The following is a 15,217-nucleotide window of genomic DNA, read 5'->3' as shown; positions in this document are numbered from 1 at the left end:
TTTAAAATCTGTCGGGTTTAAAGTATTATTTCATTCCTTAGGAATGTCTCATCGGTAGAAAATAAATTTCATTCCGGATTATATACGTTCCATAGGAACGTTTGATTAACGGTGCTATTTTCGTAAAAAACAGATGTCCCTACAGGACACAATGCACAACAAAATATATTTTTTCTACCGATGAGATATTCCTACGGAATATTAAATGTAGAAGTAATTCCCGATTTTATAAGATCGAAACGCCATTAGCATCCGTTGTAAGCACTTCGCTCATATAATCAAAAAAAGGTCTCATGTTTTTAAAAGCGTCCAAAGCCTGTTCTAAAAAATTTGGACTCAAGACTTCTTCATCTGTAAATCGTTTGATGACCAAAAATTGTTTGAAACGCAGCAAATCGATAGCAGGATGATCTATATCAAAACCTTTTGGTGCTGTTTTCAATTGTTCGCCCTGTAAAGTTCCAAAATTGCTAATAAAAGATTTTGAGTGGAGTATGTTCTGAAAAGTTTCAGGATCGTGGGCAAATTCTGTTCGTATTCGTTTTAAATCTGCAGCGTTTGGTCCCCAGAAACCTCCAGCAAAAAAGCTGTTGCCTTTTTCTAGATGAAAATAATAACCGCCGCGTCTTGCCGCTGTGGCACGTGTATAACTGCCGCCCCAAAAAGTTTTAAAGGGAGTTTTATCTTTAGAAAAACGAATGTCGCGGTAAATTCTGTAAACACTTTTTTTGCCTGAAGCATTTTCTAAAACATCGCTTTTAGAGAGTTCTTTGAGTAAAGCGCCTGCAAAATTTTCAATATGATTTAGTTCTATTAAGTATTGTGGCTTATTGATTTCAAACCAAGGTTTGTTATTATTTTCTTTGAGCTGAACCAGAAAATCAAGACTCGATTTGGGTATTGTAACGTGGTTTTCCATAATTGAATTAAAAAAATCTGAAGAATTGACTGCAATTTAAAACTAAAAAACCCACCAGAGAAATCTAGTGGGTTTTTCTATATTTTGTTAAGCGGTTTTTTTGAATAAATCAAACATAGGACAGCGTGAGCAGCGTTTCTTTTCGCTCTTTTTATATTTCTCACAGCAAGAAGATTTGCAATTTTCAATCTTCTTAATTTTATCAAGGATATCTTTGTTTTTCTTTTTCTTTTTATCCTTTTTCTTGTCCTTGTCTTTTTCTTTCTTGCTCAATTTTCCTCGGTATTAAAAACAGAGGCAAATATAAAATAAAAAAGTTATTTTTAAATATTCTAAATAAACTTTAACTTTTTTATTTAGGATTAATAGCGATCGAGCTAGTAACTGTTAACTGCTGAATATCACGGTCGAATAAATACAATCCGCCTTTATCTTCACCAATCAAGTTGATTTTATCTAAGATAGATTTAGCTGTAGCTTCTTCTTCAATTTGTTCAGAAACATACCACTGTAAGAAATTATGTGTTGCATAATCTTTTTCTTCAAAAGTTATGTGTACTAATTCGTTGATAGATTGCGAAACAAAAATCTCATGATTGTAAAGCTCCTCAAACATTTCCTTAAATGTAGAATATGTTATTCTAGGTGCTTTTAGGTCTGTAACCTGAGCATGTCCTCCGCGTTCGTTTACATACTTAACCAATTTAAGCATATGAGCGCGCTCTTCATCTGACTGTGTGTACATAAATTGAGCGATTCCCTCTAATCCGTGTACTTCAGCCCAACAAGCCATAGAAAGATAAGTTTGCGAAGATTCTGCTTCTATGCGGATTTGCTTGTTTAAAGCCGATTCAATATTTTTTGATAGCATAATACGTGTCTTTTTTGTAAAATTAAGAAAAAAAGAGCAACAAAGAAATTGTTTAAATGCTTTCGGATCTATTCAGATTCAGACTAAATATAGAACAGTAATGCTTTTTACTTTTTTTAGTATTATATAATGGTTTGAAAATAAGATTGTTGAAATTTTATAAAAATAAAAAGCCCGAATTAGAATTCGGGCTTTATTACTATTCAAAGTTGTTTATTTCACAATAAAAGTAACTCTTCTTGCTAATCTTCTAGCTTCATCAGAATCTTTTTGGATTGATGTATCAGCTCCGTTAGCAATAACATTCAAACGAGATGAAGCAATTCCTGCTTTCTCAAAAATTGTTTTTATATTATTTGCTCTAGCGTTTGATAATCTTTCGTTGTATTCTGCTTTTCCAACTTGATCCGCATAACCTACAAGGTCAAGTGATGCAGATGGATTTTTTCTCAAGTAATTTAAAACAACGTCGATGGCTGCAGTTGAGTTTTCGATTGGAGTTGTTTTGTTGAAATCAAAGTACACACTGTAGTACTTATCATTGATCATTCTTTTGATCAAATCATTATCAACTGGCTGTGTTTGTTTTTCGATAACTACTTCTTTTTGTGCAGGAATCTTTTTGATTTGTGACTCAAGATCTGCTATTTTGTTTTCTAATGCTGAAAGATCAGTATTATCTGTAGTCATTACAGTCCAATCTGCATGCTTAGCATTTTTACCCAAGTAAACATTCAAACCAATAGTACCATTGAAAATTAATCCAGAAAAACCTCTGTTTTGACCAACGTAAGCGCCGTCAAAAGTATGATCTTGTGTTGAATTTAAAATTGTAGAGAAATCTCCCGTTAATGCAACTCTGTTTGATAATCTAACCTGACCTGTAACACCAGCAATAAAGTTTCCAACGATATCTCTTTCAGTAAAATTATCTGATTTTAATTGACCTACACCAAAACCTGCGTGTCCTAATAAACCAAATGTATTAGTCCATGTTTCAAAATTCATGATACGTCCTAAGTTTGCAACTGCTTGTAAATCTATTCTATAGTATTTTGAATCAAAATCTATAGAATTACTTTTCGCAGTAAAACTATTGTATCCAAAATCAGCTTTCAAACCAAATTTGTTATTAAACATATAACGAACTCCTAAATCACCAACCCAAGGGCTTGGCGTATCTGTAGAGTAACCCGCTGAGAATGGTCTCTGAGGTTTTGTCAAACCACCGTTTAACTCTATAGACCACTTATTAAATCTAGTAGCGTTGTTTTCAGTTTGAGCATGTAATCCTGTTAATCCAAGAGCAAATGCGAGGGTCATTACAACTTTTTTCATTGTTATTGATATTTTAAATTTGGGGTCAAAACAACGATAAATTGTAAGTAAATACTTCCTCTAAAAGTCAAAAAGATATTAGAATAAGGTATATAATGGTGCTTTTAATCAATTTAAAAAGCTTTTATAAAGCGCAGAAAAAAAAGCCTTTTTGTAGTAAGTAATTGAGATTGATTTGTTTAGTCAAATCCATCTGTGAATTTTCTTAAAACGTATTCTTTTGAAGTAATGTTATAATAACCCAAAATGCTGTAATTGTTTAATTTCAGAATGTTTGGGAGAGAGACTTCTTTATGAGTGTCCATAAAATAATAAATTTTATCTGAGGCGAGAGGTTCATGTTTTTCTGTTGTTAGTTCCAGTTTTTTAGTCCAGACACTTTCAAAAAAAACAGAATAATTACTTTCTATATAATAGTTACGAGGAGGAAAGTCTCCAAAAAAATCATCGAACATATTAAAACCATTCATGGATACGGCTTTTGAATCGCTGCCGGTTCCGCCCAACGTAATAAAGAGATTCTTTTTGTTTTTAAACACAGAAAGACCAGCATCAACAGAAGCTAATTCTTTTAAAAATTTACTTGTTTTCTTAATTTCTTTAGGCTGTCTATTTTCTATTTGCATTAATAAAGGAGAATTATTAAAGCGGATAGTGTCATTTTTTGAAACAGTAAATGTCTTTATTAATTCGCCAGAATCGTAATCTTTGATATCAAATAGAAGCTCATCAGAATTGACATTAAACTGATAAAGCTTGTTTTCGTGATAAAAAGAATTTGAGGTTCTTGCATTTTTATGACCGAGCGGCTGCATGAATGTCTTCTCTTTGATTTCCAGATTGTCCAAATTGATATCAAACAACTGCGTTTTCCTGAGACTTTGATCTAAAGTCAGAATTAAACGATTTGGAAGCGTATATAATTTAGTTTTTGCAACCACTTTAAACAGCAGATTGTATTCCCCAGAATCCATTTTCTCAATCGGATTTTCATTCAAAATTTGATTGAATGTCTTTTGCTGCGTTTTTCGATCGCGAAAAATGAAAGGAGAGAAGTCGAGAAACCTTTCTTCGGCCATTCCATTTTTAAAGATATAAGCAGTTAATGCCTGCTTATCTTTATATTTCATCAATAAATAAAAATTATTGTCTTTTTGATATTGAGTAACAATAGATTGATTGTCAACAGGCAGAGCAAATTTCAAAGCTCTGGTTGTTTTGTTTTCAAAATAGTATTTGATAACTATAATATCTTTTTGCTCAGGCGATAACCAATATACTGTTGGGTTGCCATCTTCGCTAAAACTGTATCCCAATAAAGATCTGTTTTCGACATATTGACGACTAGTGACAAACTGATCTTTTAAAAAGAAAGCACTATTGTATTTTAGAATCGTAAAATTATTGGGAGATGCTATAAAAGCAAATACATCATGTGTAGTAGTGTTTTCTGCGTTTAAGAGCTCACATTGATCTTGTACATTTTTTAAATCTATAGGATAAGAAGTTAACACTGTTTGACTTATCGAAACAGTGCTAAAAATTATAGACAGAAAAAGAAAGATTTGTTTCATGTGTTTCTAGCGACAAAAATCATTCCATTAATTTATTGATTCATAAGCTCTTGAAAAAGATCTACAAATTGACCTACATGCATTCCGTCCATCAAACCATGATGTACATAAACCGCCATCGAAATGGTTCTTTTACCCGTTTCAGATACCATCATTTTTCCAAATGAAATTTTCGGACAGCTGTCAGGATATGTAAAACTTCGCGCATGCGTAAGCGATGTAAAATTCAACCACGGAATTGCAGAAAAATGAATCAGATTATCATCATCAAATGATCTGGTAAAAAGTCCTGTTGTATTTTGAATGCGTTCGATTTCTTTTAAAGCTATTTGCTCGAAAGTTTTAAAATCGGGATGATATTCGATTAATGAAAATCCGAAAGTACCGTCTTCGCGCCCAATTGTTGCCGATGCATCTACGCGATCGTTAATGTATATCTCTTCTCCTGAAATTCGATATTTAAAATTTTCAACTGCATTAACAGCGGCTAAAGTTTTGTGTAAATAGAAAATGAAAAAAGAAGCGTTCATACTTTTTGCGGTCTCATACGCTTTTGTACAATCGATTTCGACAGTTGCACCAAAAAACGGTTCTTCCATCTGTTTAAAATGAGCAAAATGCTCCTTTCTATTCCAGTTTTCTAAGTCTAAAAGTGTTTTCATTATAGTAAATTAGGAACAACTTCTGCAATAGTATCAAAAGAACTAAAATGCTGGTGTTCTACTTTGTGATTTATTTTTTCGTGTTCCCAAGTGGTGTGAAACGGAATGTGAACGGCATAACCGCCAATTCCCAAAACTGGAAGAACATCTGATTTTAATGAATTTCCGATCATCAAAAATTCATGTGCCTGAATGTCTAAACGGCCCAATAGTTTTTCATAATCAACTTCTTGTTTGTCTGACATTACTTCAATATGGTGAAAATAATGCCCTAAACCAGAACGATGCAATTTGCTGTGCTGATCTTTTAAGTCGCCTTTTGTAGCAACAACTAATTTGTATTTTCCGTGTAAAGCCTGTAATGTTTCTTCGATTCCGTCCAAAAGTTCAATTGGTTTTTCAAGTAATTCTTTTCCGTATTGAATGATTTTTTCGATTACTTCAACTGGAATTGTATTATTTGAAATATTCATTGCAGCTTCAATCATCGAAAGAATGTATCCTTTAATTCCGTATCCGTATAACGGTAAATTGGCAATTTCGATTTTGAATAATTCCTGAGAAATGCCTTGATGCGAAAGATAATCTTCCATCAAAGCACAGAATTTATGTTCGGTTTCCTGAAAGTAAGGTTCGTTTACAAATAAAGTATCATCGGCATCAAATGCGATTACTTTTAAATTTGGTATTTTGCTTTTATGTAACATAGTTTTTTTGTTTCAAGTTTGAGGTTTCTTTTCAAGTTTTTGCCACGAATTCCACTAATTTTCTCGAATTTTTGCCACAGATTATTAAAATGATTCTTTTTAAATCTGCTGAATCTGCGTGAAAACTTTAAATCTAATTCTTAGAAAACAGTCTTTTTAAAGAAATAGTTTTATCGTAAAAAGTAATTCGGATTCCGAAAAGTAAAACGATTCCGCCGAAAACCATTTGTAAAGTTATTTTTTCTTCTAAAAACAACCAAGCTAAAATGGAGGTAATTACAGCCTGACTCAATAAACTTAAAGAAACGCGTGTTGCGCGCATATGTTGTGTTGCATAACTAATCGAAAGCCATGCGCACAATTGACAAATTACCGCCTGAAGTATTAATACAAACCAGCCTGCATTGGTAAAACCTGTAAAAGGCTCGTTTAGCGAATAACACAAAATTCCCAAATAAATACTCGAAGCCATCAAACTAATCGTCATAAATGATAAAACATCAACTGTTGAAAGCACATTTTTGCTGACTAAAAGATAAATAGAATATAGAATTCCAGATAAGACGGCAAACAAAAACGCCTGATTGAAATTCAATTCAATAAAAAACTCAAAACCAACTAAAGTGGTCATTCCGAATAGAGCGACTAATGTTCCGATCCAGAAATTTGTGGCAGGTTTTGCTTTCAGAAAAAAGAAAGAGCCAACACCAACCCAAACTGGAGATAAATTGGTCAACAAAGAAGCCTGAGTCGCGCTTGATTCCTGAATGGCGATATTCCAAACCGCAACATCCGAAGAAAACAAAATCCCGCAAAGTGCTGCTAGAAGTGTAAATTTAAGAGTCGGAAGTTTGAAGTTTTTACTTAAAAGTACGTAAGGCAATAACAGAATCACAGCAAAAAACATTCGGTAAAAAGCCGAAATTAATCCTGGAGTTAAACGTAATTTTACCAATATAGGGAAAATAGATATGCAGAGTATACCGCAGATTAAGGCTAATCTTGGTTTGGTGAGTTTCATTATGTATATTTAATCGTGTGTTAGTATTCAAAGATACTTTACAATATGAATACTTTGAAAGCAAAAAGCGCGAATCAATTAAAAATAGTAATCAGTTCGCGCTTTTTATGATAGAATTTAATTGTTTTTAATCCAAAAACTTTCTAATCGTATATTCTTTAGTTTTATTGTCGTAATAACCCAAATAATAAACATTCTGCATTTTGAATAAGGTTTGAGAAGATACATCTTTGTTATCATCAAAAAAAGTACGAATTTTATCAAAGGCTAATGGTTTTAAATCTCCCTGCATGTGATTATCTTCATGATCAAACAAACCTTCAATTTTTACCACTTTTTTGCCAGCATAAGAATTGAAATTGTCCATTGTTGGACTGAAAAATGCAGCGCCTACGAGCGCGCCAATAAAACCAAATTGATTAGCAGTTGCTTGTCCAACAGATTGTTGTTGTGCTGAAACCCCTCCGATGGTAATTAAAGTGTTTTGATTAACTGCGTAACAAGAAAGACCCACAAATAAATTATTTACTTTATAAATAAACTGTGAACTGCTTGCTAAATTTCTTTTACCCCCAAAATCACTTCCTTCCAGTGACATTTCTGAATTTTTAAAATTGATCTCTTTCTTCGTATTGGCATCGTATTCTTTTAATAACTTGTTATCTAGATCTTTTATTGATAAATATAGTAGATCATTTGAAGTTTTTACTTGATATAATTTGTTTTCTAAATAAAAAGAGTTCGAATTTTGGTAAGTACGTTCACCGGTTATTAAATGTTGTTTAAATTTTTTTTCTGTCACATTAAAGTTCTCTAGGTCAATTGTTAAAACTTGTGTATAGTCTATATTGGTATCTATTGTTATTGTGATTTGTTTCTTGTCAAAATAACACTTTCTTTTTTTTGAACTATAAATTAATGAAGTAGGATTGTTGGTGTTAATTTTTTGCATTGAAAACGAGGGGTCAAACAAATTATCTTTTAAAACACCGTAGAAATCTGTTTTCGTATTGTCTGATTTTAAAAAATTAAAGCTGTTAAAATCTATTATTTTTTCTGTATGAATTCCTTCATTGTCAAAAATGTGAAGTTTTAAACTATTTCCTTTTTTGAGAATCGATAAGATGTAAAAATTATCTTTTCCATTAAATTTTTGAAGAACTTTTTCCTCTTTTAAAGCGAGAGAATATTGTTGTGTGACAACTCTATGGTTTGGAATATCATATAGTTGGGTAAAAATTTCCTGATAATCATTAGAAGACCAAAATAGGCGGGTATTATTATTACTAATGTTATAACCAATCAACATGTCATAAGTTTTAGTATTTGGTCTTTCGGTAGAAATACTATCAACGATTTTCATGTTTTTATCAAGTTGAATTGCCTGTGTTTTGATTTTATCGCTAATAAATAAAGTTGCTTCTTTTCTGTCTTCGTTTACTGTTTGGAAAACATCATGATTCTTTTTAAGAGAAATACGAGTAGAATTTACAACTTCTTGAGAAAAAGAAATGAAACTATTTAAAAGCAAAGATGTGAGGAGTAGTTTTTTTACCATTAGTTATGTTATTCTTTTGTTTTGCGCGAATATCTAAAATTTTTCTGATATATTTTTTAAATTTTTTGTAAAGCAAAAAAGCACGAATCAATTAAAATAGTAATCGGTTCGCGCTTTTTATGTTAGAATTTAATTTATTATTCTTCTTTTTCTACTACTTCAATTGTTGGAGGAACTTCTGGCGTATCTTCACCTGTTATGAACTTTAGTTTACGGTTGATCCATTCGGCGCATCAGCATCTGGGTTAACAAAAACTAATTTTCCTTCAGCATTTGTTGTCATCAAGATCATTCCTTGGCTTTCAACGCCGCGTAAAGCTCTTGGCGCTAAGTTTGCTAATACAGAAACACGTTTCCCGATAATTTCTTCTGGAGAAAAACTTTCAGCAATTCCTGAAACAATCGTACGGACATCGATTCCTGTATCTACTTTTAATACTAAAAGTTTGTTTGCTTTTGGCATTTTTTCAGCTTCCAAAATTGTTCCAATACGAATATCCATTTTCGCAAAATCCTCAAACTGAATTAAATCTTTTTGTGGTTCAGCTTGTTTGTTTTCAGCAATATTTGCGGTTTTTGTCGCTTCCAATTTATCTACTTGTTTTTGTATTTCTTCGTCTTCAATTTTAGCGAAAAGCAATTCTGCTTCACCAATTTTATGTCCAGCCGGAATTAAATCTGAGTTTTCAGAAATATCATTCCAACCTAAAGTTTTCTCAATAAAAATATCTTTTGCATCGCGGTCTTTCTCTTTCAAAAACTTACTGAATCCAGCAAAATGTTCTTTAAGATCACCTAAATTCAAGATTTTAGAAAGTTTAGAAGCTGTAAAAGGTAAAAACGGCTCAGCTAAAACGCTCAAAGCAGCAGCAATTTGCAATGCCACATACATTTGAGTTTTTACACGCTCTGGGTTATCTTTCATTACTTTCCAAGGCTCTTCGTCTGCAAGGTATTTATTTCCTAAACGCGCAACATTCATCAATTCACCTAAAGCTTCACGGAATCTGTAACGCTCAACAGAACTTGAAATTACTGCTGGATACGCTTTTAATTCGGCTAAAGTTTGTTCGTCAACTTCTGTAAATTCATTTGGCGTTGGAATAACTCCATCGTAATATTTGTTGGTTAAAACCACAACACGATTAATGAAATTTCCGAAAATAGCAACTAATTCGTTGTTATTTCTCGCTTGAAAATCTTTCCACGTAAAATCGTTATCTTTTGTTTCAGGAGCGTTTGACGTTAATGCATAACGCAAAACATCCTGCTTATCTGGAAATTCTTCTAAATATTCGTGTAACCAAACTGCCCAGTTTTTAGAAGTCGAAAGTTTGTTTCCTTCCAAATTCAAAAACTCATTCGCCGGAACATTGTCTGGTAAAATATAACTTCCTTCAGCTTTTAGCATTGCTGGGAAAATGATACAGTGAAAAACAATATTGTCTTTCCCAATAAAGTGAACCAGTTTGGTGTCTTCATCTTTCCAATACGGTTCCCAGTCTTTTCCTTCGCGCGCTGCCCATTCTTTCGTAGACGAAATATATCCGATTGGCGCATCAAACCAAACATATAATTTTTTTCCTTCGGCACCTTCAACAGGAACATCAATTCCCCAATCTAAGTCACGCGTTACGGCACGAGGTTCCAATCCGCCGTCAATCCAAGATTTTACTTGTCCGTAAACGTTCGGTTTCCAGTCGTTTTTATGACCTTCTAAAATCCATTTGGTTAAGAAATCAGAATAACGGTCTAAAGGTAAAAACCAGTGTTTTGTTTCTTTAAGAATAGGAGTTTCTCCAGTAATTGTCGATTTCGGGTTAATCAAATCAGTCGCATTCAAAGTAGATCCGCAATTTTCGCATTGATCACCGTAAGCTCCTTCATTACCGCATCTAGGACAAGTTCCAACCACAAAACGGTCAGCTAAAAACTGATCTGCTTTTGCATCGTACAATTGCTCTGTTACTTCTTCAATAAAATCACCATTATCATACAGTTTTCTAAAAAATTCCTGAGCCGTATCATGATGAATTTTCGCCGAAGTTCTAGAATAATTGTTGAATGAAATTCCGAAATCTGCAAACGATTTACGGATAATTCCGTCATATTTATCAATAACTTCTTGTGGTGTAATTCCTTCTTTTTTGGCTTTCATCGAAATTGCAACGCCGTGTTCATCGCTTCCGCAAATAAATGCTACATCTTTTCCCTGCAATCTTAAGTATCTCGAATATATATCTGCAGGCACGTAAACACCAGCCAAATGCCCAATATGAATAGGTCCATTGGTGTAAGGTAATGCCGCTGTGATAGTATATCTCTTTGGATTCTGTGTCATAACTCAATTTTATTGAGTGCAAAAATAAGCAATAGATTTGAGATTTTAATATTACATGAAGATTCGCACGTAATTTCGCAGAGTCACGGGAAGAAAAATACAGAGATTCGCTAAGTTTTTTAAAGTAAATCGAATTAATCTCGCAAAGGCGAAGAGTTTTTTTATGCCACAGATTAAAAGGATAATAAAGGATTTTAATTTTAAGTATTAATTGCCTCTAGCTTTAGCTAGAGGTTGTAATGTCTATTAATTTATATGGCTTTAGCCAAATGCTTGTTTTGGGCTAAAGCCAATTTAGTGCGTTCTTATTATAATTACATCCAGCTAAAGCTGGACGTAATTCAAAAAAACTTTGCGGGACTTCTCCCGAAGTCTCAGTATAGCTCAGTCTGACAAAATGAATAAAACCTTTGCGTCTCTGCGCCTTTGCTAGATTATTTCGCCCTAACAATAAAAAACTTTGTGAATCTCTGTGAAAACCTCTGCGCATCTCTGTGGTAAAACCAATTAAAATAGAACCAGTTTAAACTACGTTTACCGCTTATAAATAAAGATATATTTCGCAATCTTTGCACTCGAAAAAAACAAGTTTATGAGCAAGACAAAATTAATCATCAATAAAAACGGATCTATTAAAATCGAAGGGGATTTTGAAATCATGGATCCAGAAGGAGTTCTTTACGGTTTACAAGGAAGATCTGCACTTGGACTTTGCCGCTGCGGACTTTCTGCCAACAAACCATTTTGCGATGGAGGACACAGAAATAATTTCGAACACGATTCTGTTGCGTTTGATTTACCGCCAATGAAAACCAACTAAAATTCATTTAGGTTAAAATATCTTAAAACCGCATTCTATTAGAGTGCGGTTTTTTTGTGCATTATTTTTTACAAAAGTAAGTTATTACTTAAAGAAACAAATATTACATTTACTGCAACTTTAATTTTCCAAAAATGAAAAAACTAATAATACCACTGTTGTTTTTGTTTTTCAGCGCCAGTTATGCTCAAACACAAAAAACGATATCCAGCGATTGGACGTCTTTCAATCAGACCATTGATATTCAGACTGCTGTTACGAAAAAATTTAAGGTAATTGCTTCAGTTAAAGCCGAAACTACAGAGCCAACGGCTTGGGCTGGAGTCTGGGCGAGAGTTGATACTAAAAATGATGAAGAAGGTTTTTTTGATAATATGCAGGACAGACCTGTAAAATCTAAAGAATGGAATTCTTATACTGTTGAAGGAACTTTAGATAAAAACAGTAAATCATTGAGTTTTGGAGGACTCTGTATCAATAACGGAAAATTCTATTTTGACAAATTCGAATTATGGATTGAAAATGATAAAGGTGTTTTTGAACCTTTAACGGTTTTAAATTCAAGTTTTGAAACTGCTGTAAAGAATGGAGATATTCCGAAATGGAGTTTAGGAACTTCAAAAGAGGCTATTGTTAAAGTAAAGGAATATAAAATTACCTCTGATAAATCAAGCGTCGACGGAAAAAGCAGTTTATTATTAGAAGGAAGCGGCATTAAACCAAGACCCGAAGCCAGAATAGGAAATGTTGAAGGAGCTTCACCAAAGATTGCCGACATGATTTCGATGCTGGAAGATCTTAAATCTCGTGTCGAAAGAACGGTTAAAAATATGAGTCAATATGAAATTGATTATCTTCATGATGAAGAGGCCAATCGAATTGGAGCTTTGGTTATGCATTTGGCTGCAGCCGAAAAATACTATCAGGTTTTTACTTTTGAAAACAGGGATTTTAATGAAGAAGAAAAGAAAATTTGGAACAACGCTTTAAATTTAGATCAAGGCGGACGTGACGAATTTAAAGGTCATGATATTCAATATTATTTGGACATTTATAATCAAGTGCGTGCCAAAACTATTGAAGAATTAAAGAAAAGAGACGATGCATGGTTTGCCCAAGTTCAGTTAAAATATGATATGACCAATCAATATTGCTGGTTTCACGTAATGGAACATCAATCGAGTCATTTAGGTCAAATTTTATTTTTGAAGAAACGAATTCCGCCAGAGAAACCGCAACAAAAAACTCTTCCACAAGAAATTAAGAAGTAAATAGATGAAAGGCTGCATTTTTTTAAATGCGGCTTTTTTTATCAAAAGAAGTTGGATGAACTGGATAGCTCGTTTAGAATAATTTTATTTCTAAACGCCTGTTTTTAAATTAATTGATTTAATTTTAGTTCGGTATAAATAATACTGTTATTTATGGAAGAACTAACTCATGTCAAATCAATTATCGGAATTATTCTGGGTTTGAGTTTAACGCATCTCATAAAAGGATCCGTAATTTTTATTCAGCATCCGGGACGGAAGAAATTTTACTTTGTACATGCATTATGGGTGTTTTATGTTTTCTTGATGCTGATTCATTTTTGGTGGTGGGAGTTTAATCTGAAATTAATTCACGAATGGTATTTTGCAGATTATTTCTTCATCATCTGCTATATTTTGATTTACTATCTTCTTTGTGCAATTCTTTATCCTGATGATTTGGTTGATTACACAGGTTACGAAGATTATTTTTATTCAAGGAAGAAGTGGTTTTTTTCGATTCTGGCGATAAGTTTTGGAGCCGATATAATCGATACAGCAATTAAAGGTGGAGATTATTTTTTATACAATCAAACCGAATATTTTGTTCGGGTTATAAGTCATATTATTTTATGTTTTGCGGCAATAAAAGTCGATAATAAAAGATTTCATAGTATTCTAGTAGTACTTTTTATTGCTTACGAACTCTCTTATATTTTGAGATTGTTTAATGTTGAATGACGAACGTTGATGAGCGTCAATTATTAAAGAAATTACTATTTTGATTATTGCTCAAAAACAACTTTTTTGGTTGTTTTGGCCATTTTTACAATGTCATAAGGTCTAGATAATCTAGAACTAAGATCACCGTTTTTTAGTTTTTCGACCTTTACAATTATAGTGTTACGATTCTCAGACATTTCGACAACATCTATAGAATGTCCGCCGCCTTTTTGGGTTTTGTCAATAATTGCAATGATTTGATATTTATTGAAATCAATATTAATTTCTTTCAAATCTTGGGTTAAATTATTAGCCGCATCCATTTCGTTTATTAAACTATTCCAAGTTTTAGCATCTTTAATAACTAAATGTCTTTGAGCGACGCTTTTGTCATTCGGAAAAGAATCTCCTTTACCCACCAATGAGTATTGCACATCAGACTGCGGTAAATCGTCATTTTCGCAGCTTGTGAGAGCAAATAGAATCATTAAAATAAGTAAAATCTGTTTCATGGTTTTGGCTTTGGCAATAGAGTTTTGCTGTAAAGCTCTATTTATTAAACAGATGATTTTTTTCTAAAATGGTTGCGTTAAATATGGTTTCTTTTTAAACCTATCACCTTATTTAATATAAATAACGTGAATTTTTGTGAAAGATTGTGCCTCAAATGAAATAATCTTGAAAAAAGTATTTCCCCTAAATTAAAAAAACGGCGCATATCGCGTTGAAAAGTAAACACCCAAAAAAATATAATTTATCTCAATTTTTTGCCGCAACTTTGCAAAACAATCTTTTAAATACAAACTCAAATGGAATTCGGTAAAATCATCATTTCACAAACTGCGGCAAACAGTGAAAATCCTCAAGACGTTGTTAATTCGAATATCTCGGTAATCAATTTAATGCGTGAAGAAAAAATAGACGATGATTTGATTCACGAAGATGCATTGATGAGCTATTATTTAGACTTTTATGCTTCAAAATACGCCGAAGGAAATTTTTCTAAATTCGTGCACGATTCAGGCTGGAATAAAGAATTGAACGAATTGATAGAAGATGGTTTGGCATTAATTGGCGCCGAAAAACATTTGGAATTATTTAAAGAACAATGCCGAAAACTGCGTTTACAAAGCAATATCAAACTGGGTAAATTCTTGCAGGCAAAATTCGATGTCGCAAGTCCGTTTCGTGATTTATTAAACAATAATGCTTATTTTGAGTTGGATGAAAATCTAGTCGAATTAAATGCTGCATTTTTAAAATCGCATCCTGATACAGAAGTCCTTTCGGTGGAAGAAATGTTTAAAGTTTTAGAAGAATTTGTAGGGCATGAAATCAAAAGGGATTAGATATTAAAATCCTGTTTAGTTTTTAATATTTTACGGTTTTAGCATTTTGGTTTTGAAATTTTAATTTTCTTATCATCAATTGTA

15 protein-coding genes are annotated in these 15,217 nt (G+C 32.7%); 4 read left to right on the top strand and 11 right to left on the bottom strand.

From position 1 onward, the window contains the following. Positions 1–226: 226 nt before the first annotated feature. From QMG60_RS03900 to metG, 10 genes are all read right to left on the bottom strand, one after another. Entirely contained in the window at positions 227–919 is a 693-nt protein-coding gene (locus QMG60_RS03900) for a DUF2461 domain-containing protein (RefSeq protein ID WP_281866942.1), read from the bottom strand. Positions 920–1,006: 87 nt separating this feature from the next. Beyond that, positions 1,007–1,192 (bottom strand): hypothetical protein, encoded by a 186-nt coding sequence (locus QMG60_RS03895; protein ID WP_029271150.1) that lies wholly within the window; start codon positions 1,190–1,192, stop codon positions 1,007–1,009. A gap of 79 nt (positions 1,193–1,271) precedes the next feature. After that, positions 1,272–1,790, bottom strand: a complete 519-nt coding sequence (locus QMG60_RS03890) for a ferritin (protein ID WP_057115352.1) — start codon at positions 1,788–1,790, stop codon at positions 1,272–1,274. Between the two features lie 213 nt (positions 1,791–2,003). Beyond that, positions 2,004–3,128 (bottom strand): OmpA family protein, encoded by a 1,125-nt coding sequence (locus QMG60_RS03885; protein WP_281866941.1) that lies wholly within the window; start codon positions 3,126–3,128, stop codon positions 2,004–2,006. Between the two features lie 179 nt (positions 3,129–3,307). Further along, a complete protein-coding gene (locus QMG60_RS03880; RefSeq protein ID WP_281866940.1) occupies positions 3,308–4,702 on the bottom strand; it encodes a hypothetical protein in 1,395 nt (464 codons plus the stop codon). A 32-nt stretch (positions 4,703–4,734) separates the two neighbouring features. Continuing rightward, positions 4,735–5,364 (bottom strand): chloramphenicol acetyltransferase, encoded by a 630-nt coding sequence (locus QMG60_RS03875; protein ID WP_281866939.1) that lies wholly within the window; start codon positions 5,362–5,364, stop codon positions 4,735–4,737. Then, entirely contained in the window at positions 5,364–6,071 is a 708-nt protein-coding gene (locus tag QMG60_RS03870) for an HAD family hydrolase (RefSeq protein ID WP_057115348.1), read from the bottom strand. Before QMG60_RS03870 ends, QMG60_RS03875 begins: the two co-directional genes overlap by 1 nt. Before the next feature lie 133 nt (positions 6,072–6,204). Then, entirely contained in the window at positions 6,205–7,092 is an 888-nt protein-coding gene (locus tag QMG60_RS03865) for a DMT family transporter (protein ID WP_281866938.1), read from the bottom strand. Between the two features lie 127 nt (positions 7,093–7,219). Then, positions 7,220–8,650: a hypothetical protein gene (locus QMG60_RS03860; RefSeq protein WP_281866937.1), complete on the bottom strand. Its 1,431-nt coding sequence runs from the start codon at positions 8,648–8,650 to the stop codon at positions 7,220–7,222. 205 nt (positions 8,651–8,855) lie between these two features. Further along, complete coding sequence (metG, locus tag QMG60_RS03855) at positions 8,856–10,991, bottom strand: methionine--tRNA ligase (RefSeq protein WP_281866936.1); 2,136 nt, start codon at positions 10,989–10,991, stop codon at positions 8,856–8,858. Positions 10,992–11,583: 592 nt separating this feature from the next. Between metG and QMG60_RS03850 the strand changes: the two genes are divergently transcribed. The 3 genes from QMG60_RS03850 (at position 11,584) to QMG60_RS03840 (ending at position 13,802) form a co-directional block, all read left to right on the top strand. Beyond that, positions 11,584–11,811, top strand: a complete 228-nt coding sequence (locus QMG60_RS03850; protein ID WP_057115344.1) for a CDGSH iron-sulfur domain-containing protein — start codon at positions 11,584–11,586, stop codon at positions 11,809–11,811. Between the two features lie 134 nt (positions 11,812–11,945). Further along, positions 11,946–13,082, top strand: coding sequence for a DUF664 domain-containing protein (locus QMG60_RS03845; protein ID WP_281866935.1), 1,137 nt, complete (start codon positions 11,946–11,948; stop codon positions 13,080–13,082). 153 nt (positions 13,083–13,235) lie between these two features. Further along, entirely contained in the window at positions 13,236–13,802 is a 567-nt protein-coding gene (locus QMG60_RS03840) for a hypothetical protein (protein ID WP_281866934.1), read from the top strand. Between the two features lie 44 nt (positions 13,803–13,846). On the opposite strand, the gene QMG60_RS03835 is transcribed toward QMG60_RS03840, so the two are convergent. Further along, a complete protein-coding gene (locus QMG60_RS03835; RefSeq protein WP_057115341.1) occupies positions 13,847–14,296 on the bottom strand; it encodes a protease complex subunit PrcB family protein in 450 nt (149 codons plus the stop codon). A gap of 297 nt (positions 14,297–14,593) precedes the next feature. Between QMG60_RS03835 and QMG60_RS03830 the strand changes: the two genes are divergently transcribed. Further along, positions 14,594–15,133, top strand: a complete 540-nt coding sequence (locus QMG60_RS03830; RefSeq protein ID WP_281866933.1) for a hypothetical protein — start codon at positions 14,594–14,596, stop codon at positions 15,131–15,133. Positions 15,134–15,217: the final 84 nt, after the last annotated feature.

Source organism: Flavobacterium sp. GSB-24 (genome assembly GCF_027924665.1).
Lineage (GTDB): Bacteria > Bacteroidota > Bacteroidia > Flavobacteriales > Flavobacteriaceae > Flavobacterium.
The sequence above is the reverse complement of the archived record's forward strand: the minus strand, read 5'-3'. Positions and strand labels throughout refer to the sequence as shown.